General features: G+C 64.6%; 14 protein-coding genes. 13 read left to right on the top strand and 1 reads right to left on the bottom strand.

The window, feature by feature from the left end; all coding sequences use genetic code 11:
- Positions 1-6: 6 nt before the first annotated feature.
- Positions 7-435, bottom strand: coding sequence for a DUF4307 domain-containing protein (locus tag A3E1_RS0108110; RefSeq protein ID WP_020520256.1), 429 nt, complete (start codon positions 433-435; stop codon positions 7-9).
- A 67-nt stretch (positions 436-502) separates the two neighbouring features.
- Here A3E1_RS0108110 and mca point away from each other — a divergent pair, with 67 nt between their 5' ends.
- The 13 genes from mca (at position 503) to A3E1_RS0108045 (ending at position 18,057) form a co-directional block, all read left to right on the top strand.
- Complete coding sequence (gene mca, locus A3E1_RS0108105) at positions 503-1,387, top strand: mycothiol conjugate amidase Mca (protein WP_020520255.1); 885 nt, start codon at positions 503-505, stop codon at positions 1,385-1,387.
- Between the two features lie 5 nt (positions 1,388-1,392).
- Positions 1,393-1,563 (top strand): hypothetical protein, encoded by a 171-nt coding sequence (locus A3E1_RS47005; RefSeq protein ID WP_020520254.1) that lies wholly within the window; start codon positions 1,393-1,395, stop codon positions 1,561-1,563.
- A 123-nt stretch (positions 1,564-1,686) separates the two neighbouring features.
- Positions 1,687-4,242 carry a putative bifunctional diguanylate cyclase/phosphodiesterase gene (locus tag A3E1_RS39470; RefSeq protein WP_063825116.1) on the top strand — a complete coding sequence of 852 codons (2,556 nt, stop codon included), beginning with the start codon at positions 1,687-1,689 and terminating at the stop codon, positions 4,240-4,242.
- Positions 4,243-4,248: 6 nt separating this feature from the next.
- On the top strand, positions 4,249-5,712 hold the full coding sequence (locus A3E1_RS0108090) for an NHL repeat-containing protein (protein ID WP_020520252.1): 1,464 nt from the start codon (positions 4,249-4,251) through the stop codon (positions 5,710-5,712).
- The gene (locus tag A3E1_RS0108085; protein ID WP_020520251.1) at positions 5,709-6,977 is read left to right on the top strand and encodes a helix-turn-helix domain-containing protein; all 1,269 of its coding nucleotides are present in this window, start codon (positions 5,709-5,711) and stop codon (positions 6,975-6,977) included. Before A3E1_RS0108090 ends, A3E1_RS0108085 begins: the two co-directional genes overlap by 4 nt.
- A 233-nt stretch (positions 6,978-7,210) precedes the next feature.
- The gene (locus A3E1_RS48805) at positions 7,211-10,549 is read left to right on the top strand and encodes a M28 family peptidase (RefSeq protein WP_157631394.1); all 3,339 of its coding nucleotides are present in this window, start codon (positions 7,211-7,213) and stop codon (positions 10,547-10,549) included.
- A gap of 98 nt (positions 10,550-10,647) precedes the next feature.
- Entirely contained in the window at positions 10,648-11,844 is a 1,197-nt protein-coding gene (locus tag A3E1_RS39465) for a helix-turn-helix domain-containing protein (RefSeq protein ID WP_157631393.1), read from the top strand.
- Positions 11,845-11,904: 60 nt separating this feature from the next.
- Positions 11,905-13,704, top strand: coding sequence for a glycoside hydrolase family 3 protein (locus A3E1_RS0108070; protein ID WP_020520248.1), 1,800 nt, complete (start codon positions 11,905-11,907; stop codon positions 13,702-13,704).
- A gap of 35 nt (positions 13,705-13,739) precedes the next feature.
- Positions 13,740-14,135, top strand: a complete 396-nt coding sequence (locus A3E1_RS0108065; protein ID WP_020520247.1) for a VOC family protein — start codon at positions 13,740-13,742, stop codon at positions 14,133-14,135.
- A gap of 60 nt (positions 14,136-14,195) precedes the next feature.
- On the top strand, positions 14,196-15,005 hold the full coding sequence (locus A3E1_RS0108060; protein WP_020520246.1) for a L,D-transpeptidase family protein: 810 nt from the start codon (positions 14,196-14,198) through the stop codon (positions 15,003-15,005).
- A gap of 63 nt (positions 15,006-15,068) precedes the next feature.
- Positions 15,069-16,067: an efflux RND transporter periplasmic adaptor subunit gene (locus tag A3E1_RS0108055; protein ID WP_020520245.1), complete on the top strand. Its 999-nt coding sequence runs from the start codon at positions 15,069-15,071 to the stop codon at positions 16,065-16,067.
- Positions 16,064-16,750 carry an ABC transporter ATP-binding protein gene (locus tag A3E1_RS0108050; protein WP_020520244.1) on the top strand — a complete coding sequence of 229 codons (687 nt, stop codon included), beginning with the start codon at positions 16,064-16,066 and terminating at the stop codon, positions 16,748-16,750. The genes A3E1_RS0108055 and A3E1_RS0108050 overlap by 4 nt, the downstream gene beginning before the upstream one ends.
- Positions 16,747-18,057, top strand: a complete 1,311-nt coding sequence (locus tag A3E1_RS0108045; protein ID WP_020520243.1) for an ABC transporter permease — start codon at positions 16,747-16,749, stop codon at positions 18,055-18,057. The genes A3E1_RS0108050 and A3E1_RS0108045 overlap by 4 nt, the downstream gene beginning before the upstream one ends.
- Positions 18,058-18,080: the final 23 nt, after the last annotated feature.

The raw sequence follows: 18,080 nt of genomic DNA, 5'->3' as shown, positions 1-18,080 counted from the left end.
AGCGGATCAGATGGGACGGCAGCCCATAACTTCTCCGGTGACCGGGCGTGCCCGCGTGGGCAAGCGGTGGCTGGCGATAGTTCTGGCCGGGTCTGGCCCGGGACGCACGACGATCTCTTCGCGCCCGGTCTCGGCCCCGCTGATGTCGCGAGCGCGCAGAACACACCGCGCGGCTTCACCTTCCGGGAGACGAACCAAGATAGTGATCACGACATGGTCGTCGGCGACGGAAAATTCAGTTACCGCGGTGGAGTAGTCACCTTCACCATAGGCGCGGTAGAGGCTGACACCGACGAAACCCGCGGCGACGGCCATGGCGGCCGCGGCGAGAAACACGATCCAGCGTGGCGTCTGGCGTGCCTCGCGGCGGCGGCCGTAACGGCCGGGCGGGAAGACCGGGGCCGCGATCTGCGTTGTGGCGGGAGTCTCAGGCACCCATCGCGCCCTTCTGTCGGAGGTGTCGGGAAGACTGGGGTTGTCTTTAGTTTAGGGGAGTGGGTTTATGCAGCTTCGGCTGATGGCGGTGCACGCACATCCGGATGATGAGTCGTCCAAGGGCGCGGCGACGATGGCCCGTTATGTGCGCGAGGGCGTGTCGGTGCTGGTGGCGACGTGCACGGGTGGTGAGCGCGGCGACGTGCTGAACCCGAAGATGGACCGTCCCGAGGTCAAGGAAAACATCACCGAAATCCGGCGCGCTGAGATGAACGCCGCGCGGGAGATCCTCGGTGTGGACCAGGCTTGGCTAGGGTTCGTCGACTCCGGCTGGGTGGAAAACTACGACCCGGCCGATCCGGGCAGCCTGCCTGAGGACGCGTTCGCGCGGGTCCCGCTGGAGCAGGCCACCGAGCCGCTGGTGAAACTCATTCGCGAGTTCAAGCCGCACGTGATCATTACGTATGACGAAGAGGGCGGCTACCCGCACCCAGACCACATCATGACGCATTTGATCAGCATGGATGCGTGGGACGCCGCCGGTGATCCAGAGCGTTACCCCGACGCGGGTGAGCCCTGGCAGCCGCTCAAGCTCTACTACCACATGGGCTTCACGAAGGAGCGCGTGATCGCGCTGCATGAGGAGCTCCTGGCGATGGGCGAGGAGTCGCCCTACGGCGAGTGGCTGGAAAACTGGACCCGGCCTGACAAGACTTCGCGGGTTACCACGCGGGTCCCCTGCGGCGACTACTTCGAGCTGCGAGATGATGCCTTGCGGGCACACGCCACACAGATCGATCCCGATGGCTGGTGGTTCCGGGTGCCGCTCGATGTGCAGCGCAAGCGCTGGCCCACCGAGGACTATGAGCTGGTCAAGTCGATGGTTGGCGCCCAGCCGGGCGAAGACGACCTGTTTGCCGGTGTTCGCGAGCCGGCCGATGCTGAAGGATAAGGCCCATGTTGGAGTTTCTCGCCGATAACAATTTCGGCGATACGCGGTCGGGAGACGGCTTGGCCGGCCCGACCGCGCTGGTGCTGATTTTGTTGCTGGCAGCTGGAACTGTGTTGCTCATCCGTAACATGAGCGCCCGGCTCAAGCGTTTGCCTGACAAGTTTGAGGAGGAGTAGGGAGTTCCCTCTCCTGCGCTGAGTGTGTAGCGTTCCGGCCAGTTGGTGTCGTCCCCGCACGGGGTGAGTCACACGCCAGCCGCCGGGGCTGGGCATTTGACCGTGGCTGACAGACGTTCACCGATGTCAGAGAGGCTCAGTGTGGGCAGGCTGCTGCAGCGCTTAGCGGGACTGACCGGCGTCGCCGGCATGCCGCTGCGTGCGCTGCGCCTGGTTTGCCTGATGGCCTTTCTCGCCAGCGGCATCGCCCTGGCGGGCCCGGTCCTGAGTGGACCCGACGTCGCGATTCCCGGTGCCTTCTTCCCCGTGGCCGGCCTTTTCGTCATCGCGCACCTGCTCGGCACGAAGATGGTGCTCGGCTCGTCGACCATTCATGTCGCCTGGGGCGAAGCCGCGGTGATCATTGGCTTCACCGTGCTGCCCGTCGCCTGGATGCCGGCCGCGGTCGGCGTGGGTGTCTTCGCGGGCACCTCGCTGCTGAGTTACTGGAGCACCAAACGCCCGCCGATCGAGTGGGTGCGCGCGAGCGCGTCGCTGATCATCTCGGCGGGCATCGCGTCGGCCATCGTGGCTGGCAGCGGCATTGGCACCGGGTCGCTGACCGGGCCAGCCGTGGTTCTGACGCCCTATTCCGCCCTTGTGCTGGCCACGGCCGCCGTGGCCTATCTGCTCTCGACAGCGGTGTTAATGGGTGCGCACCTCGCCCTGCGGGATGGGCAGCCCTGGTTGCACACCGTCTGGAGTGCTCTGCGGGGCACGCCGGTGATGATCGTCGGAAACCTGGCGCTCGGTCTGCTGGCGGCATTGCTGTGGCAAAGCGGCGAAGATCCGGCGTTCGTGCTGGTTCTGCCACCGTTGCTGTGGTTGCTGCGCCAGCTTTACGCCCACCGCTTCCGCGAGGATGAAGACCGCAGCACGTGGCAGGCTTTCGCGTCGGCGAGCCGCGCACTGCACCGGCTCGACGAGGTGGCGGTCGCTCAGGAGGGTGTGCGCGCGGCACGCACCTTGTTCCTGGCACAGGGCGCCGAGTTGATCGTCTTCGGTTCTCGCACGATCTATAGGCTCGCGCCCGGATCGTCCACTGTGGAGATTTCACCGTGGAATGGCGATCTTCCCAACGATGACGGCCGCAGCGGCATGCGCCTGCTCGAGGTCGCGGGAGGACTCGTGGGCGCGCTGACGCTCACTCCGGCCAAGGGCATCCCGGGCCGCCCCGGCAACGACCAGCACCGCATGGCCGCCTTCGGCGACGCGCTCGCGGCGGCTCTTCATGACGCGGCTACGCACAGCGCGTTGCGTGATCTGCACGAGCGCACGACGTTTGAGTCATCACACGATCCGCTGACCCGCCTGATGAACCGGGATTCCTTGCTAGAGCAAGGTCACGTGCGGTTGCGCGAATGCGCCCGTGAACAGCCCGTCGCGCTGATCCTGCTGGATCTAGACAACTTCAAGGCTGTCAATGACACCCTCGGCCACTTGGCTGGCGATGAGTTGCTGCAGCTGACCGCCGCGCGGCTGGCCGCCGATGTGGACGGTGGCGAGCTGGTCGCCCGTCTCGGTGGCGACGAGTTCGCGATGCTGGTCGTGCACGGTTTGCCTGCCGATGACACGGAGACGCTGGAAGGCGCGACCGCGGTCGCTCTGCGCCGCGCACGTGCCTTGACGGCCAAACTCGCCGCCCCGGCTGACGTGTCGGGCGTGACGATCTCGGCCGAGGTGTCGGCCGGTGTCGTGGTCGCCACGGCTGGCCCGTTCGGGCTGATTGAGTTGCTGCGCCGGGCAGATATCGCGCTATATCAAGCCAAAGAGGCCGGCGTGCGCACGATGGCCTACCAAACGGGCCGCGATGACACGAGCACGGACCGTCTCGCGTTGGCCGCTGAGCTGCAGGGAGCGCTGGCTTCTGAGGATCAGCTCACGCTGGTGCTGCAGCCGACGGTTGATCTGCCCACCGGGCTGCCGATCGGCGTCGAAGCCTTGGTGCGCTGGCATCATCCGCGGCGTGGCCTGCTCACTCCGGTGCACTTCGTACGCGCGGTCGAGGCCAGTGATCTTTTAGGACAGTTCACGCGAGTCGTGCTCGACCGGGCGTTGCGGGTGGCGGCCAGGCTTGCCAAGGCCGGTCAAGAGCTGCCCGTCTCGGTGAATCTGTCGCCCCGGAGCCTCCTCGATCCGCAGCTGCCCGAAGATCTCGGTGAGATGCTGCGTGAGCACGGTGTGCCCGCGGAGCATCTGATCCTCGAGATCACGGAGACCGTGGTGATGAGCAAGCTGCCGGTCACCGATCACGTGCTGCGTTCCTTGCGGGCGCTCGGCGTGCGGTTCGCCGTCGATGACTTTGGCACCGGCTATTCCTCGCTGACCTTCCTCACCCGCATCGACGTCGACGAACTGAAAGTCGACCGCACGTTCGTGGCCAAGATGGCCAAGCAGCGGGAAATGGCTGCCATCGTGCGAGCCGTGGTGGACCTGGGCCGGCAACTCGGCATGCGTGTCGTGGCCGAAGGCGTGGAGACGGCCGAGCAACGGTCCGCCCTCATCAAGCTCGGATGCCATGCGGGCCAAGGGTTCCTGTTTGGTAAGTCCGTCCCTGAAGAAGAGATCGTTGACGAGATCGTCCGGCTGCGGTCGGTGGCACGCCCGCTGCGGGCGGTGCGCAATGAACAAGCCGGATAGCGGAGCATGACGATTCACAAGCCGAAGCGGCGCACCACGTTCGCCGTGATCCTCATAGCGCTTCTCATCGCGCCCTTCGCGACCTACGGACGGGAGCGGGACATCCCACGCGGGCTGGGCGCCCTGTTCGCCGCCGAGTTCGAGGGCAAAGCCGTGGCGGCCGCGCCCATCAGCTCGTTTCCCGTGCCACAGCACCCTTTTCTGGCCGCTGACGGCACCAACAGCATGCACAACGACGCCTATGCCACCGATGCCTACAAAGGCCCGGGACCCCTCGGCCGCGATCCGGTGGTGACGTCTTCCAGTGTGGGGCTGGAGGAATGCGCGACACTCGCGTTTGACCGATCCGGGCGCATGATAGGGCTCTGCGGCGACGCGCTCGGGCCGGAGCTCAAACAGATCGACCCTAAGACGCTGGAAATCCTTGCCACACATGAACTTCCAGGGCGCAAGCTGCGTTCGGACGCGGCTCCGTGGGAAGACCTCTGTGGCGGCGCCTACTTTTATATGGACCACGACGGCCGCGCGGTCGTCGCGACAACCGACCGCCAGATCCGAGTCATCGCGGTGTCGAAGGAAGAGTTGCGCCAAGAGCGGGTTTACGACTTAACTTCGGTGGTACCAAGTGAGGACTGCCTGATAGCCCTGATGCCCGACTGGATTGGCCGCGTCTGGTTCGTCACCTCCAACGGCAGAGTCGGCGCGGTCGACCCGGAAACCGGTGTGCCACAAGTGGTTACGCTGCCCGGCGAACGGATCGCCAACTCCGTGGCTACTGACGAAAGCGGTGGCCTGTTCGTCGTGTCAGACCACGCTCTGTATCGCTTCAGCGCGGAATCCGGTGCCCCGAAAGCGACGTGGCGCGTGGCCTATGACCGCGGCACGCGGCACAAGCCGGGGCAATTGTCGTGGGGTTCGGGCACGACACCGACGCTATTTGGCAACGGGATGGTCGCCATCACCGACAATGCCGAGCCCCGGATGAATGTCGTTGTCTACAACCGGCATAGTGGCTCTTTCGTTTGCCAGGAGCCGGTTTTCAAAAGCGGCGAAAGCGCGACGGACAATTCCCTGATCGCCATCGGCAACTCGCTGTTCGTCGAGAACAACTACGGCTATCGCAGTCCGTTCACGACACTGTTTGCTGGCACGACGACGCCCGGCGTGACCAGGGTCGAGGTGACGAAGGACGGCTGTGAGACGGTCTGGGAAAGCGAAGAGATAGCGCCCACGTGTGTGCCTAAGGCGTCGCTGGCGACCGGCTTGATTTACGTCTATGCCAAGTCGCCGGATTCCTTGCTGGGCGCCTGGTATTTCACGGCCATCGACGCGCGCACCGGAAAGACGATGTTCCGGGTGCTGACCGGCACCGGAATCGGCTGGAATAACCACTACGCCGCGATAACGTTAGGGCCTGATGGGACGGCATATATAGCAACGTTATTCGGCATTGTCAGGATTCAGGGATGAACGGGCTGGGCGGGCGGATCCGCGAGCTGCGCACCGAACGTGGCATCACGCAGCGTGAGCTGGCCGAGCCACGGTATAGCCGCGGGTTCCTTGCCGCCGTGGAGTCGGGTCACCGAGTACCAACTGATGAAGCTTTGTCCTATCTGGCCGGACGGCTGGGTGTGGACCCGGAGGATCTGCGGCATGGCCGTCCCGCCGGTGCGGCGGAAGCCTTGCGCGAGGAGCTGGCCGAAGCACGGCGCAAGCTCTCGCACGGCAACACTTCGGCGGCGGCCGAAATGATTGAGAGCGCACGGGCGCGGGCCGAGGCCTATGGACTGACGGAGGTCACGGGCCAGGCGCTGCTTGGGCTCGGCGACGTGCGGCTTCAGGAGGACGGGCCGGAGACAGCGGTTTCGCTCTACGAAACGGCGATGGCCCTTGAGCCGCAAGGCTCCTTGCGGGCCCGGCTGATCGCGCGCATCGGGCAGTGTGCCTACTTACACGGCGATAGCGCCAAGGCGATCGAGATTAGCGAGAAGGCGCTCTACGCCGAGCGTTTCAGCCCACCGGTTGAGCCAGAAGTCGAGCTGGTCCTGCTCGGTTCCCTGATCTACCCCTGCCTTGAGGTGGGTGCGGTCGAGCGGGCGAGGCGCGCCGTTGACGAGGGCTTGGCATTGCTGCCCCGAGTGGAGAACAAAGCCGCGATCGCGGACTTCTATGTGGTGGCGGCACAGTCCTGGCATGCCGACGGCAGACTGTCCGAAGTGGACGTCGCTTTGAACACAGCCCGCGAAATCTTTACCCGCCTCGATTGGGAGCGCGAGATCGGTCGCTGCCACTGGACGCGTGGTTACGTGCTGGTGCGCATGGACCGGCTGGCTGAGGCGAGCGACGAGCTCGAACTGGCGCGCGACATCCTGAGTCGCGTTGGCGCCAAGCACTTTCACGGTGGGGCGACAGCGGAGCTAGCCGAGGTGCGCCGCCGGCAGAGCCGCTTCGATGAGGCTGAAGCGCTCGCGCAGGAGGCGATGACCTACCTCGTCGCTTCCGGTTATGACGAGGGCATCGCTGAGATCGACCGTTTGCTCGGGCGAATCGCGATGGAACGCGGCGACCTCACACTGGCAGAAGAGCTTCTGAACCGTGCCGCGCAGCGTTATGCCGGCGCCGGGCTGAACAACGAGTTAATGCGCACCTGCCGGGAACTGGGCGGCCTGTTGATCGCGCAAGACCGTCTCGATGAGGCGCTCGCCGTCCTGCAACGCGGCGTGACCTGCGTCTAACCAAGGTCCACAAAGGAACCCTTGACACGGGGGCAGTGACGCACTTTAATCCGGTGTTACAAGAGGCATAACGAAAGTTAATGCCAAAGAAACACCTTCCGCTCCAATGTTCTAGCAGCTCACCCCGCTGGCTAGAGCATCTAAGTATTTGCACCTAGCAAAGGGAGGAGTGTGTGCGTGTGAAACCCAGAGCCTTGTTTGCTGCGGTCCCAGGGATAGCCATGATCGTGGCGATGGCAGTGGTTTCTCCCGTTGTGGCCGCCGAACCCGGCAACCAGGCAGCCCCCATGCGGGACCCCTTGTCGCTCGCTGTGTCGGCTGCTGACCGTGCCATAAGCAACGGGCTCGACGTGCTGCGCAAGGGAACCGAGGAAAAGTACGACCGTCGAGAGGCCGTTAGCGGTCCGGGCGGCATGTTCTACGTCTCCTACGAGCGCACCTACCGCGGCCTTCGGGTCGTCGGCGGCGACGCGGTCGTGGTGGCGGATGGCGCCGGCAACATTCGCAGCACCTACGCGGCGTCCGGGCCGACCCGGGGAGTGTCGGCAAGTCCTCGCCTAAGTGCTGACTCAGCCGCGGCCATCGCCAAGACCGCACTGTCGCGTGTGGACGATGCACGCGCACCGCAGCTCGTGGTGCTGGCGTGGGGCGCTTCGCCCCGGCTCGCCTGGGAAGCAACGGTTTCCGGCCTCGCCAACGGCAAGCCCAGCATCCAGAACGTCTACGTGGATGCGCTGACGGGTGCCATCGCCGACTCCGTCGAACTCGTCAGGGCCGGCTCCGGCAACGGGTTCTACAACGGCCAGGTCACCATCAGCACCAGCGGTTCCGGCTCGTCCTACTCCATGACGGACGGGACGCGCAGTGGGCTGCGCTGTGGCGGTCAAAACGGTTCGGCTTACACCGGAACCGATGACAGCTGGGGCAACGGCCAGGGCACCAACCTGGAAACGGCTTGTGTCGACGTGCTTTACGCGGCCCAGAAAGAGTGGGACATGCTGAGCGCGTGGCTCGGCCGCAACGGCATCAACGGCCAAGGGGGAGGGTTCCCGGCTCGTGTTGGACTCAACGAAGTCAACGCCTACTGGAACGGCAGCTACACCAACTTCGGGCACAACCAAGCCAACACCCAGCAGGCCACAGCGATCGATGTCGTGGCGCACGAATATGGACACGCCATCTTCCAGACCACCCCAGGAGGGGCGGGGTCAGGAAACGAGAACGGCGGCATCAACGAGAGCACGGGCGATATTTTTGGTGCCCTAACCGAGCACTACGCCAACAACTCCAACGATCCGCCGGACTATCTCGTCGGCGAGGAAATCAACCTCGTGGGCAGCGGCGAAATCCGCAACATGTACAACCCCTCGGCCGAGGGCGACCCGAACTGCTGGTCGACCTCGATTCCCAACACCGAAGTGCACGCGGCCGCAGGACCGTTGAACCACTGGTTCTATCTGCTGGCTGAGGGATCAAACCCGGGTGGCGGCAAGCCATCCAGCCCGATCTGTTCGGGCGGGCCGTCCTCGGTGGCCGGTATCGGCATCGAGAAGGCCGGCAAGATCTTCATGGGTGCCTTGATGCGCAAGACCTCCTCGTGGCGTTACGCCAACGTGCGGTCGGCGTCTCTGGCAGCGACGGTTGAGCTCTACGGTGCGGCGTCAGTCGAATGCGCCACTACCAAGGCAGCGTGGAACGCCGTTAGCGTGCCGGTGCAATCCGGGGAACCCACGTGCACGAATCCGGGCAACGACTTCTCCATGTCGCTGAACCCGGCGTCCGGATCTGTCCAAGCTGGACAGTCCGCGACCACGACCGTTGGCACGCAAACGACAAGCGGGAGCGCGCAAACGGTCAACTTGAGTGCCAGCGGGTTGCCGAGCGGCGCGACCGCATCGTTCAACCCCACGTCCGTGACGTCGGGCAACTCTTCCACCCTGACCATCGCCACGTCCTCCTCAACACCCAATGGGACGTACCAGGTGAGTGTCACCGGGACCGGAAGTGCGACCCACAGCGTCACCTACACGCTGACCGTCGGTGGCGGTGGCCCCGGACCGGGAACTCCGCCAGACATCAGTGTGGACAACGTAAAGGCGCACTTGCAGCAGTTCCAGACGATCGCCTCCAACAACGGTGGCAACCGCCGGTCAACGGGAGCGGGCTACACCGCCTCGGTGTCCTATGTGGAGCAAAAGCTGCAAGCCGCTGGGTACACCGTGGTGAGGCAGAACTGCACCTCCGGCTGCACGTCGGGATCGGGTCCCAACCTGATCGCTGACTGGCCGGGCGGGGACGCCAGCCAGGTTTACATGTTCGGCGCGCACCTTGACGGCGTGTCCTCCGGTCCCGGCATCAACGACAACGGCTCCGGATCGGCTGTGCTGCTTGAGGTCGCACTGAAGCTCGCTGAACTCAACCCGGCAGTGGCCAAGCACGTCCGCTTCGGGTGGTGGACCGACGAGGAGCAAGGGCTCAACGGCTCGGAGTTCTACGTCAACAACCTGACGACAGCGCAGCGCACCGCGATCAAGGGATATTTCAACTTCGACATGGTGGCCAGCACCAACGCCGGCTACTTCATCGACAGCATCGCCGGCTCACTGGCCGCGAACCTCAAGGGCTACTTCGATTCGATTGGCCTTGCGACCGAAGAGATGACGGAATGCTGCAGTGACGACGGGCCGTTCCGCAACGCGGGGATCGCGACGACGTTCCTGTCGACCGGTGCCGGCGCCACGAAGTCCTCGGCACAGGCCCAAAAATGGGGAGGAACAGCTGGCCAGGCGTTCGACCCGTGTTACCACGCGTCGTGCGACAGCTACCCCAGCAACATCAGCACCACAGCGCTCGACCGCAACGCCGACGCGACCGCGTGGGCACTGTGGAAGGTGGCGGTAGGCGATACTCCGCCGCCGACACGGGACTTCTCGATCTCGGCAAGCCCGGCATCGGGAACCGTCCAGGCAGGACAGTCCGTTAACAGCACGATCTCGACGGCGACAACGGCGGGAACGGCCCAGACGGTGAACTTGTCCGCCTCCGGTCTGCCTAGCGGCGCCACGGCTTCCTTTAGCCCGGCTTCCGTTACCTCAGGCAACTCTTCGGCGCTGACGATCGCGACAAGCGCGTCAACGCCGGCGGGCACCTACAGCGTGACCGTCACCGGAACGGGAGAGACGGTAACTCGAACCACGTCTTACTCCCTGACGGTGCAGTCCACGGGCGGCAACCGGACGTTTACCAACGGAACCAACTACAACATCCTTGACGGCGGCGTCGTCCAGAGCCCGATCGCTTCGACAGCTACGGGACCTGCCGTCTCACCGGTCACGGTGAACTTCACGATCGTGCACAGCTGCGCGCAAGACCTCGAGATCTGGCTCCGCGGCCCCAACGGGCAGTGGTACCTGATCAAGAACAGCAGCTATGGCGCGTGCACTCCCTGGTCCGGGGCAAGGTCCTACTCGGTGCCGGTAAGCCAGCAGGCCAGTGGCCAGTGGGTGCTCTACATCCGGGACAACTACGCCAACGACACGGGTTACCTGGATACGTGGAGCATCACCGTTTAGAGAACAGTCAGTCTTTACCCTCTCCGGTGAAAAAGGCCCCCGCCGACGCTTCGGCTTCGGCGGGGGCCTCACGCTCTAACCGCCGCTACAGTTACCCGGTGGACCTTGGGCAGCGCATCTACCGGCTACGGCTGGCGCGCGGCCTTACCCAGCGGGACCTGGCGGGAGACAGGTACACAGCGGCCTATGTCTCCTCTGTCGAGAGTGGACGGCGTTCCCCGTCGGGCGACGCCTTGCGCTTCTTCGCCGGCCGGCTGGGTGTCACCGAAGACGAGCTCGTCACCGGGCGTTCGGCCGATGTGGCGACAGCGCTCGAACTAGCCTTCACCACGGCACTGGCCGAAGGCACGGGCTTCGCCGAGGTCGCCGCGGAGGCGGCCGAGCTGGGCGAGGGACGCTGGCGGGCGTGGGCGCTGCTGGAACTCGATCCGGTGGATCACCTTGAGGAAGCGGGCAAGCTGCTCGAAGGTGAGCCGCCCCTGAATCGGATGCCGTTGGTGCTGGCCCAAGCGGCTGCAGCTGAGCCCAGGTATGCCGTCTATCTGCTGGAGCAAGCGCGCGACACTCTGCTCAGTCAGGGCTATCCCGATCCTGATGCCTGCTATGCGTTGCAAGCTCTATTGGCGGCAAGGTATTTGGAGCTCGGCGACGAGAGCCGGGCCGCCGTCGCCGCGACCGAGGCGCTGCGGCTAACGGGGCTCAGCGACGGCACCGGCTATCTGCAGACAGCCCGCAGCCTGCTGGCCAATCGCAGGCCCGGCGAAGCGACAGTCGCCATGGGCCAAGCCCGGGCCGCGTTCCGGCGGGCGGCGCTCATACCTGCGCTGGCGGCCTGTTACCGGGCTCGCGCTTGGCAGCGCCGCGACGCGGGAGACCTCGAAGCCGCCGCCGCCGATCTGAGCCGGGCGAGGGAACTTTACGGCGACTCCAGCACGGGGCTCGACACAGCCGTGGAGCTCGCCGAGGTCCAGCGCCGGCTTGGTTCGGCCTCCGCCGCGGCCGCGCTTCTTGATCTGGTACTCGGTGAGAGCTCCACTTTGGACCCATTGCCCCTGCGCGTCGCCCATGCCAAGCGTGAAAGTGGGCTGCTTGCCATCGAGTCCGGTGACGAGGAAGAAGCGGAACGGCACCTGCGCGCGGCCATCGCCCTTTACTGGCCGTTGGGCCCCCGTCGCGAACTCGCCCGAACCCTTGCCGTGCTGGGAAATCTGCTCAACAGCCAGGGCCGCGACGCCGAAGCGGCAGCGGTCTTGCACGATGGTCTGCTCCGGCTCGAAGATCTCATTCGCGGTTAACTATCCGGATGATGAGACGCGTGGGAGCGCTTCCGCGCCGATCGTGCTTACACTCCGGGCATGCGTCCCCTGCGCCCCCTCCTGCTGGCAACCGCCCTGCTTCTGGCCACCGCCGCGTCCTGTGACAGCACGCCGGAGACCAAAGTGGATGGACCGTTCCGGGATTCCAAACGTCCCGTGGCCGAACGCGTCGCGGATCTCCTGGCACGGATGAGTCTCGATGAGAAGATCGGGCAGATGACTCAGGCCGAGCGGGGCTCGATCTCGCCTGAGGAAGTGACCGAGTTCCGCGTCGGGTCCATCTTGTCCGGTGGAGGCTCGGTGCCCACGCCCAACAACCGTGGCGGCTGGGTGGCGATGGTTGACGCCTATCAGAAGGCCGCCCTGGCTACCCCACTCGGCATTCCGTTCATCTACGGCTCCGATGCCGTGCACGGACACAACAACGTCACCGGCGCGACGATCTTCCCGCACAACATCGGGCTCGGTGCGACACGTGATCCGCAACTGGCTGAAGCGATCGGGGCGGCGACCGCGACCGAGGTCGCCGAGACCGGTGTGCACTGGACTTTCGCGCCGTGCGTGTGTGTCGCCCGAGACGACCGCTGGGGCCGCACCTATGAGTCCTTCAGTGAAGACCCGGCCATCGTCGCGTCCATGTCCAGTGTCATCAAGGGTTTGCAGAGCCAGCAGGTCATGGCGACCGCGAAGCACTACCTTGGCGACGGCGGCACGACCGGAGGCAAGGATCAGGGCAACACCGAGCTGAGCATTGAAGAACTGCGCCGCCTCCACCTTCCGCCCTATGAAGCGGCGATCAAGCACAACGTCGCCTCCGTGATGGTGTCGTTTTCCAGCTGGAACGGCACGAAGGTGCACGGCAGCGAGTTCTTGATTACCAAGCTTTTGAAAGAGGAACTCAAGTTCGGGGGGTTCGTCGTGTCGGACTGGAACGGTGTGGACCAAATCGATGGCGCCCCGGGACTGTCCGCATCGGACGTTCGCACAGCCATCAACGCGGGCGTGGACATGGTTATGGCACCGGCGGTGTGGCGTGAGTTCATTCAGGTGCTCAAGGCAGAAGTGGAAGCCGGGCGGGTGCCCATGTCACGCATCGACGACGCGAACCGCCGCATCCTGGCGAAGAAATTCGAGTTCGGTCTCTTCGAGCGCACCAAGACCAACCGCAACACCGCCGCGTTTGGCAGCGCTCCACATCGGGCTCTGGCGCGGCAAGCTGTCGCCAAGTCCCAGGTGCTGCTCAAAAACTCAGGCGTGCTGCCACTAAAGGCCGGGACGGGACGGATCTTCGTGGCTGGCAAGAACGCCGACAACGTGGGCAACCAGAGCGGCGGCTGGACCCTGACCTGGCAGGGCAGCCCAGGAGAGGTTCCCGGCGGCACGAGCATCCTCAAGGGCATCCGTGAGGTCGCGGGCAGCGGGGCGACGATTACTTACGCGCAGGACGGGTCTGGCCTTGATAAGTCCTATGACGTCGCCGTTGTCGTGATCGGCGAAAAGCCCTACGCCGAATTTGAAGGCGACCGGATGGAGGGAACCGGGCTCGACGGGGAGGACAAGGCGGTTCTGGAGAAGGTGCGGGCTCTCGGAGTACCCACTGTGGTTGTGGTGGTTTCGGGAAGGCCGCTGGAAATCGGCTCGCACCTGGATGGCTGGAACGCGGCGCTCGCGGCTTGGCTGCCTGGAACGGAAGGTGCGGGTGTGGCTGATGTCCTCTTTGGACGGCAGGTGCCGTCGGGCAAGCTGCCGATGACTTGGCCTGCCGACGGCGGGCACCCAGCCAACGCGGGTGACGGAAAAGCCGCATTATTCCCGTTGGGTTTCGGGCTCACTTACTAGCGGTAAACTGGGCAAAAGTGGCCGAAGGAGGAAAGATGCTATCCAGACTGACGCCTGTTGCCACCCTTCCCGCTTCCGACCTGGCCCGGGCTCGCAAATTCTACGAGGGAACCCTTGGCCTGCAGCCTGAAGGCCCGGAACTGCGTGAGGGAGGGGGACTGTTCTACAAATGTGGCGAGGGCCAGCTATTCGTCTATCAGAGCGGGTTCGCCGGGACGAATAAAGCCACCGCCGTCACCTTCACGACCGACGATGCCCATTTCGACGAAGAGGTAAAGGCTCTGCGCGATAAGGGTGTTTCGTTCCTAACCTTCGAATACGAAGGCATGGAATGGGATGGCGACGTGATGGTCACCGAGGAGATGAAGGCCGTCTGGTTTACCGACACGGAGGGCAACATCCTGAACCTGGGCACGATGCCAAGAAAGTAGCGTGCAACCTTACGATCCTCCCCAGCGTGTGTAGCTCAGACACGCGCATGGGGAGGAACAATGAGGCGATTACTGCTGGCCACCGCGGGGATAGCGGTGCTGGTGAGCTTGGCTGCTTGCAATCCGAAGATGCAGGAGCCGATAGCGGCGGGCTCGGCGAGCCCGTCAGCTGAACCCATGCCAACGGCAGATCCGGAGCCGACAGCGTCACCAACACCGGAGCCCAGCGTCGTCGTCACGACGCCCCCGGCCGCCCCCAAGCCTGTCTGCAAGCAAGGCCCGCACCAGCTTGAAGTCGAGCAGGCGCTAAGCAAGCTGGGCGGATTTGGCAACATATCAGCCGATGGGACACAGTCCGATGACGACTGTGCCGCGATCAAGAAATTCCAGAAGCGGTTTGGCCTCAAGCCTGACGATGGTGTCGCTGGCCCGGCCACGCGGGGTGTCGCCAACCGGTTGCTCGCGAGCGACCCGGCCAAGTGTGGTGCCGGCCCGGAACTGACCGCCTGCATTGACTTGACCAACCAGACGACTTATCTCATGCGCGACGGCAAAGTCATCTACGGGCCGACCGTGACGCGCACCGGCTATGACCACCCCGACGGTCTCGGCGCGCCAACGCCGACGGGCAGTTACAAAATCACCCAGCGTCTGCAGAAGAACTGGACCGAGTCGTTCAAGACGTACCTCTACTACTGGCAACGGATCATGGGCAACAACGGATTCCATGCCACGACGTCTTACATTCACGACATGGCCGCTGGTTCGCACGGTTGTGTCAATTTGCTGCAAGCCGATGCCATCGCCTACTGGGAAAAGCTCAGTATCGGCACGACCGTGAAGGTATTCGGCCGCCGTCCTGGAACGTGACGCAACTTAACGCATGCCTGCGGCGTCTTGTAACTGTTTGGTCCACTAGGCAAAGGGGAACCTGTGCGCCGACGGCAACTGCTGACTTTGTGCCTGGGCACCGTCGTAACCTCCGTGGCCGGGGCGTGCAGCGCTTCTGAGCCATCGCCAGAGACCCCTGGTCTGCTGGCACGCGGGACGACGCTGACCACGGTCAAGCCCACACGGCAGAACATTGAAAACCGGTTGAGCCTCAACGGAAAGGTGACGCTGAACCCGGTCTTCGGCCTGGAAGCCCCGGCCGACGGTCAGGTGCGTTACGCCAACGTGCAGCCGCCAACGAGCACGCCGACGAAACCGACGCGGGTCGCCACGATCTATGCCGGAAGCCAACGGCACAACGTTGATGTCCCAGCGGGTTCGGGGTTCGCGGGCCGCTTAGTTGACGATCGTGCCACGGTGAAGGCCGGCATGCCGATCGTGTCGGCGAAGTACGCCGGTTATGGAATCGTGGCCGACATCGATGGAGCGCAGGCCTACAAGATCGCGGGAGCGCTCAGCTCGGTGAAGGCCCAAATCGCCGGCGGGCCAGGGCCTTTCGCCTGCACGGTGCTCGGCACGATCGCCGCTTTGCCCGAGGGGACTGTCCCCGAAGCGCCAGCTCCACCGACTCAGCCTGATCCCAACGGGTCTGTGCCCTCTGGGGGGTGGCGTCCAGATCCACAGCCCCAGGATCCGGGTTCGACCTCGACCGGGATGCGGCTGGTGTGCATCGCCCCAGGTGACATCAAGATGATTAACGGGGCGAGTGCGACGGTGGAGCTGGTCACCGCCAGCGCCGCCAACGCTTTGGTGCTTCCGGTCGAAGCCGTCGCCGGAGCTCAGGGCAAAGGCAAGGTCGACATCGTCAAACCCGATGGCAGCAAGGAAACCAGAGACGTCGTGCTCGGGCTGACCGACGGCAAGATGGTGGAAATCAAATCGGGGCTGACTGGCGAGGAGACCATCGCCGTGCCAGGGCCCAACTTGCCCCTCGCGCCCCCGGAAGGTGGCCGCGACCGGGGCATGCCGGTGATGAAATGACCCCGCTCATTCAGCTGACCGGGGTCACCAAAATCCTCAAGGGACAAAAGACTCCGCGAACCATCCTCGACGGCGTGGACCTGACTGTCCACAGTGGAGAAGGTGTCGCCGTGCTGGGCCGGTCCGGTTCTGGGAAAAGCACGCTGCTGAGTCTTGTCGGGCTGTTCGACCGGGCTGACGATGGCCAATACCTGCTGGGAGAACGGGATATCACCCGGCTCCCCGAGCGCAAAGCAGCCGCGTTGCGCAGTGCCGAGTTCGGCTTCGTGTTCCAGCGCTTCTTCCTGCTCAAGCATCTGACCGCCGCGCAGAACGTCGCGATGGCTCTGGTGAATGGGCAAGGCTGGCTGCCGCGCCGCAAACGCCGGGCCAAGGTGCTGTCCGCATTGGACCGCGTCGGGGTCGCCCACTTAGCCAAACACAAGCCGCCCAAGCTTTCTGGCGGCGAGCAACAACGGGTCGCCATCGCGCGTGCCCTCGTCCGCGAGCCCAAGATGCTGCTGGCCGACGAGCCCACGGGCGCCCTGGACACCGAAACGGGGAACCTCGTCATCGACGTGCTGCATTCGGCCACCAAAGACGGGTGCGGTCTCGTGCTCGTCACGCACGACTGGGAACACGCGAGCCGGATGGAACGCGTGCTACGCCTGGAAGACGGGCAGTTGCGGGAGGTCGCCGTATGATCCGGCTGTCCGGTCGACTGCGGTCGGCTCTCATCATTGGCGGGCAAGGGATGCGGGCCCGCAAACTGCGCACGTTTCTTTCCATCCTTAGCCTTTTCCTCGGCGTACTGGCCGTGGTCGTGGTGCAGGCGGGGGCGGAAACGGCACGCGCGGCCGCACTGTCCAATGTGGAACTCAGCATGGGCAAAGACGGAACGCTAGAGACCTTTCTGCCGGGCGGCTCCAAAACGATCGAGATCGCCCTGGATACCGTTAAGGACAGGCCCAATGTGGTGCTGTCCCTTGATATGCAGGCAACGGTCGGCGAGCCTGGAGTGACCACGCTCAATCCTGGCGGTGCGCCATTTGAGCACGCCGGCCGGGGTGGCGGTCCGCCCGCCGGCATCATTTGCGATTTCCAGGGCTGCTGGGAGGACCCCAACGCGGCGGCACGCCCGAAGCCGCAAGGCAAAGCTGTTGAGATGCGGGTCATGGCGATGTCTGCCGACGTGCGCCAGTTCCGGGAATTCCGGCTCATTAGCGGGGAGTGGCTCAACTTTTCCGGCAGCCCTGGTCTGTCACCCCGCATCGTGTTGAACAAGGATGCCGCCAAGTTTTTCAGTACGTACCAGATTCCTGCCGAAATGCAGATCAGCGGTGCCACCGCCAACCTCACACCCCGTATCGTCGGCGTCGTCGATGACGGCATGATGGAGCCGCGGGCCTACCTGCGTATGGACGAGCTTTTCAACTGGCTGCAGCCGGGCGCGCTGGCCAACGCTAGCGCCCAGATGCTGCTCGCTCCCGAGGCTGCCGACGTCATGCAGATCCTGAAGACGCGGCTTGTCGCGGCAGGCGACAAGCACGCCGAAGGGCTCAACGCCCATCCGGTGCAGTCGGCTGAGATGGTGGAGGACCAGCTTTCCTTGCTGCGCTGGGTGTTTCTGGGCATGGCCGGGCTCGTGCTGCTGATCGGCGTGGCCGGCATTTTGAACGTGGGCCTGGCTACGGTCGGCGAACGCATTGAGGAGTTCGCGTTGCGGCGTGCGGTCGGCACGCCTCGCACGTTGCTGGCCGGAATCGTGCTCGCCGAAACCCTGCTCACCGGCTTATTAACCGCAGCCGCCGCCATTGGCTGCGCCGCTTTGGGCCTGCGTTTCGCCCGTGGTTTCCTCGCCGGGCAATCCGCGTCTTTGGCCGACATTTCGTTCCCTTGGCAAGCAGGGGTCGCGGGAATCATCGCGGGCCTGATCGCCGGGCTGCTCGGTGGCCTCATCCCGGCGATCCGCGCGGCACGCATACCGATCGCCACGGTGATGCGCGCTTAGGGTGTACATAACAGGTTAAGCCG

This window comes from Catelliglobosispora koreensis DSM 44566 (assembly GCF_000379685.1).
Classification (GTDB): Bacteria; Actinomycetota; Actinomycetes; order Mycobacteriales; family Micromonosporaceae; genus Catelliglobosispora; species Catelliglobosispora koreensis.
The sequence above is the reverse complement of the archived record's forward strand: the minus strand, read 5'-3'. Positions and strand labels throughout refer to the sequence as shown.

What these genes read in the sequence shown, in the direction of transcription:
- A3E1_RS0108050 (WP_020520244.1), top strand. Translation starts at nt 16,064, where the DNA reads ATGACCCCGCTCATTCAGCTGACCGGGGTCACCAAAATCCTCAAGGGA.
- A3E1_RS0108085 (WP_020520251.1), top strand. Translation starts at nt 5,709, where the DNA reads ATGAACGGGCTGGGCGGGCGGATCCGCGAGCTGCGCACCGAACGTGGC.
- mca (WP_020520255.1), top strand. Translation starts at nt 503, where the DNA reads ATGCAGCTTCGGCTGATGGCGGTGCACGCACATCCGGATGATGAGTCG.
- A3E1_RS0108045 (WP_020520243.1), top strand. Translation starts at nt 16,747, where the DNA reads ATGATCCGGCTGTCCGGTCGACTGCGGTCGGCTCTCATCATTGGCGGG.
- A3E1_RS39470 (WP_063825116.1), top strand. Translation starts at nt 1,687, where the DNA reads ATGTCAGAGAGGCTCAGTGTGGGCAGGCTGCTGCAGCGCTTAGCGGGA.
- A3E1_RS48805 (WP_157631394.1), top strand. Translation starts at nt 7,211, where the DNA reads ATGGCAGTGGTTTCTCCCGTTGTGGCCGCCGAACCCGGCAACCAGGCA.
- A3E1_RS0108090 (WP_020520252.1), top strand. Translation starts at nt 4,249, where the DNA reads ATGACGATTCACAAGCCGAAGCGGCGCACCACGTTCGCCGTGATCCTC.
- A3E1_RS0108070 (WP_020520248.1), top strand. Translation starts at nt 11,905, where the DNA reads ATGCGTCCCCTGCGCCCCCTCCTGCTGGCAACCGCCCTGCTTCTGGCC.
- A3E1_RS47005 (WP_020520254.1), top strand. Translation starts at nt 1,393, where the DNA reads ATGTTGGAGTTTCTCGCCGATAACAATTTCGGCGATACGCGGTCGGGA.
- A3E1_RS0108060 (WP_020520246.1), top strand. Translation starts at nt 14,196, where the DNA reads ATGAGGCGATTACTGCTGGCCACCGCGGGGATAGCGGTGCTGGTGAGC.
- A3E1_RS0108065 (WP_020520247.1), top strand. Translation starts at nt 13,740, where the DNA reads ATGCTATCCAGACTGACGCCTGTTGCCACCCTTCCCGCTTCCGACCTG.